The sequence below is a fragment of the Rhodococcus sp. 06-462-5 genome (genome assembly GCF_002258315.1).
GTDB lineage: Bacteria > Actinomycetota > Actinomycetes > Mycobacteriales > Mycobacteriaceae > Rhodococcoides.
On sequence record NZ_NOYD01000034.1, the window covers coordinates 1 to 4,307 of the forward strand.

At 65.4% G+C, this 4,307-nt stretch carries 5 protein-coding genes; all 5 read left to right on the plus strand.

Annotated elements, in window-relative coordinates; genetic code table 11:
* A partial coding sequence (locus CH251_RS16535) for a condensation domain-containing protein (RefSeq protein ID WP_094614117.1) occupies positions 1–957 on the plus strand: 957 nt, incomplete at its 5' end.
* Between the two features lie 185 nt (positions 958–1,142).
* Complete coding sequence (locus CH251_RS16540; RefSeq protein ID WP_094614118.1) at positions 1,143–2,039, plus strand: sulfurtransferase; 897 nt, start codon at positions 1,143–1,145, stop codon at positions 2,037–2,039.
* Complete coding sequence (locus CH251_RS16545) at positions 2,036–2,449, plus strand: SufE family protein (protein ID WP_094614119.1); 414 nt, start codon at positions 2,036–2,038, stop codon at positions 2,447–2,449. Before CH251_RS16540 ends, CH251_RS16545 begins: the two co-directional genes overlap by 4 nt.
* Before the next feature lie 125 nt (positions 2,450–2,574).
* Positions 2,575–4,044, plus strand: a complete 1,470-nt coding sequence (locus tag CH251_RS16550) for a condensation domain-containing protein (RefSeq protein ID WP_094614120.1) — start codon at positions 2,575–2,577, stop codon at positions 4,042–4,044.
* Between the two features lie 128 nt (positions 4,045–4,172).
* A partial coding sequence (locus CH251_RS16555; RefSeq protein ID WP_143537813.1) for a biotin carboxylase N-terminal domain-containing protein occupies positions 4,173–4,307 on the plus strand: 135 nt, incomplete at its 3' end.

The following is a 4,307-nucleotide window of genomic DNA, read 5'->3' on the forward strand; positions in this document are numbered from 1 at the left end:
ACCTGTTTCGGAATCGACCGGCCGGACACCTCGACGATACTGTGCGCTTTCGACCACTCCAACGTCGATGCCATGTCGATCGCCGTCGTGGTCGACGAGATCCACACCCTGTACGACGCCTACCGCCGCTGCCCGTCGAACCCGGAGACAGACCTGCCTCCGGTCGGCGGGTTCGTCGAGTACTGCCGCATCGAAGCAACCCTGCCACTCGTCGACCCAGCGGACGAGCGCATGGTGCGGTGGTCCAACTTCCTCACCGAGTGCGGGGGCACCACGCCGCGTTTCCCGCTCGACCTGGGCGTCGCGGAGGGCGAAACCGCGCCTCAGGCAACGACTGTCACCTCCTTGCTCGACGCGCAGCACACCCTCGCATTCGAGCAACTCTGCGCCCGTTCCGGAGCCGGAATGTTCGCCGGCGTCGTGGCAGCGATCGGGCAGGCCTGCGCCGACATCGGCGGACCGAGCCGCTTGCCGTTCCTGTTTCCCCTGCACACCCGCCATCAGCAGCAATTCTCGCGTGCACTGGGCTGGTTCACCACCAACGCTCCCATGACCGTCGAGGTCGAACGCGACCTCACGGACACGATCACCGCGGCCCACACAGCGTTTCGCGCGGCGCTGCCGTTGAGCACCGTTCCGATCCCCCAGGTACTGAACAACCTCGGTGACGCCTTCACCCTGTCGCGTCGCGACGTGTTCATGGTGTCCTACATCGACTACACCAGAATCGGTGGACACGAACGCTTCGACCGAACCGACGCACACCACATCAGCAATGCCACGGTCTCCGACGACGCGCAGTTCTGGGTCTCCCGCACCACATCGGGCCTGGCACTGCGCTCACGATTCCCCGACACAGCAACGGCACGCTCGGTGATGACTGCGTTCACCACCGAACTCGTCGCACTCATGCGGGCCTCCGCAGCGACACCCGAGAGCGCTGCCCTGACGCCCTGACAAACCCACTCCGCAGGCTCCACTCCCGCCCCACAGGGTCATTCCGCAGGCTCCACTCCCGCCCACAGGGTCATTCCGCAGGCTCCACTCCCGCCCCTCGACGGAGGTTCCGCATAGGATCGACAGTGCAGACCGTTCACCCCCGGGCGGGCCGCCAGCCGAATATCTTCCGTAGGAGCCGATACGTGCCTGTACCAACCGATTCCACCGCAACGTTCGCCGACTATGCGCATCCGGATCGTCTCGTATCGACCGAATGGCTGTCCGCTCATCTCGGCACCCCCGGCCTTCGCGTCGTCGAATCCGACGAGGACGTGTTGCTCTACGACGTCGGCCACATTCCCGGCGCGGTCAAGATCGATTGGCATCTCGACCTCAACGATCCGGTCACCCGCGACTACATCGACGGCGAGCAGTTCTCGAAACTGATGAGCCGCAAGGGTATTTCCCGGGAAGACACCATCGTCGTGTACGGCGACAAGAGCAACTGGTGGGCCGCGTATGCACTGTGGGTGTTCACCCTGTTCGGACATCAGGACGTCCGTCTGCTCGACGGCGGCCGCGACGCCTGGCTGTCGGAGAATCGCGACACCACCCTCGATGTGCCCGAGTTCCCCGCAACCGACTACCCGGTGATCGAACGCGACGACGCGCCCATCCGCGCGTTCGCCTCCGACGTCCTCGGCTCGCTCGGAACGGTGCCGTTGATCGACGTTCGCTCCCCCGCCGAGTACACCGGCGAGCGCACCCACATGCCCGACTACCCGGAGGAAGGTGCGTTGCGCGGAGGTCACATCCCCACCGCCGTGAGCATCCCCTGGGCGAAGGCAGCCGCACCGGACGGACGCTTCCGTTCTCGCACGGAACTCGACGAGATCTACTCCGGCACCTCCGCGACCGACGATGTGATCGCGTACTGCCGAATCGGTGAGCGTTCGAGCCACACGTGGTTCGTGTTGACCCATCTGCTCGGCTACCAGTCGGTTCGCAACTACGACGGCTCGTGGACCGAATGGGGCAACGCCGTTCGCGTTCCGATCGCCAAGGGCGAGGAGCCCGGATCGGCTCCGGCCGCTCGATGAGTGCCCTGCCGGAGTCGCTGGCCGAGATCGTCGAGGACTTCGCCGCGGTGGAGGGGCAGGACAAGCTGCAGCTGCTGCTGGAGTTCAGTCGCGAACTGCCTCCGCTGCCGGAGCATCTGGCTCAGGACGCAATGGAACCGGTGCCGGAGTGCCAGTCTCCGCTGTTCCTGTCGGTGGATGCAGGCGATCCGGCGCGGATCCGGCTGTACTTCAGTGCACCGCCGGAAGCTCCCACCACGCGGGGGTTCGCCTCGATACTGGCGCAGGGGCTCGACGGTCTCAGCGCACAGGACATCCTCGACGTGCCGGACGACTTCTACTCGGCGCTTGGCCTGAGCGACGCGGTCAGTCCGCTGCGATTGCGCGGCATGTCGGCGATGTTGGCGCGGATCAAGCGTCACCTGCGTTGACGGGGGACGGCGCAGGTGGCGCGTCGTCGTCTTGATCGATACAACGGGTCGTCGTTAGACTCCGCGGCAGGGCCGAAGGAGCCCAGTCCCCCCGATGCGTTCGACGAAGGTTGGTTGCTGCCGATATGGAGTTCACGGAGTTGGCGGACTACGCGGTTCCCGCGGGCACGCTCACCGAGTGGATACCCAGCGTCGGCCCGCAGGCCCGCACTCCGGAGGCCGCAGGGTGGCATCCCGACGCAAGGCCGACGTCCTACGTGCACGAGGCGCACCTCCGTACGAGCCTGAGCAGTCCTCGTCGCGGCCGCGAATCATGGCTCGGCGCGGCCTTCGAAATCGCGGGCCCACTGAACAAGCCGGCGTTTCGTCAGGCAGTGCTGAACTGGATCGACCGGCACGAGGCGATGCGTTCGAGCGCGTCGATCGACGAGATGACGGGCGAGATGACGCGGGTGACCGCAGCGCAGGGTGCCATCGACATCTGGCAGGTCGAGCAGGAGCGGTGCGCGCAATCGAGCGAGGTGTTCGAGCATCTGCAGTATCTGTTCGACGAGTTCACCTCACCGTTGATCTGGCCCGCCTACGCCTTCGTGACTCTCGAACCGGTGGACGAGACGCGTCCGATCACCGTCTTCTTCGCAGCCGATCACTCCATCATCGACGGTCTGTCCACGGTGTTGGTCGCGCACGAGATCGCTGCTCTGTACGGAGAGGAACTCGGCGGTGCGCCCGCTGCCCTGTTCGAGGCCGGCAGCTACCTGGACTTCGGTTCCTCCGAACGCGAACGGAATGCAGAGCTCGAGCATTCGCACGACGCCGTGAGGATCTGGCGTGATTTTCTCGTCGACGGCGACGGTGAACTACCGGCTTTTCCACTCGACATCGGCGATCCGAGCCCGGACGATCTGCCGCAGGGTGGTTTGTCCGCGTGGGTGCTCGACCCCGATCAGGCCGACTCGTTCTCGGTCGCGTGCCGCAAGACCGGACACAGTCTGTTCGCGGGATTGCTCGCGGTACTCGCCATCACCGGCTCGGAACTGGGCGGCGGCACTCGTTTCCGCACGGTCACGCCGGTTCATACCCGAGACGAGCCTCAGTGGGCCTCCGCGCTGGGCTGGTTCGTCGGACTGTGCCCCATCTCGTTCGACATCGCCGGTGCCGACTCGTTCGGTTCGGTGGTCGCGGCGGCCTCGGCCGAGGTGAAGAAGACCAAACCGATCGCCCGCGTTCCTCTCGATCGCGTGTTCACCACTCTGGGCTACTCCGCCCGCCCGCGTTTCGTCGTCTCGTTCATGGACGTGCGGTTCGCGCCTGCCGCGGAGCACTGGCCGGACTGGAACGCCCGAGCGCTGCGCAGTAAGCAGTACCAGCACGACGTGTACATCTGGATCAATCGCACGCCGCAGGGAATCAACATCGCGGCTCGCTATCCCAACACCGAGCAGGCGACCGCTCGGGTGCACGAGTACGTCGGCGCCTTCCGGAAGCTGTTGACCGATGTGGCGGACACCGGCACCGCCCGATTCCCTCTCGAGGAGGGCAACCGGTCCGAAATCGGACATACCGACACCGGTCAGATCGCTACCAATCAGTAGCGCACTGCCCCTCACCGTCGATCCGTTGCAGCAGTGCGGACCGATTGCAGCGATGACAGTGCCGGTGCTTAGACTCCGACGTGACGTTCGTAACGAAGCACGCGAGAAATACATCCGTAGGAGGCTCAGTGCCCAGCCATGCCAGTGCTCAGATCACCAAGGTTCTTGTCGCCAATCGTGGTGAGATCGCGGTGCGGGTGATCCGGGCGGCCGCCGATGCCGGGTTGGCCAGTGTCGCTGTGTACGCCGAGCCCGATGCCGAT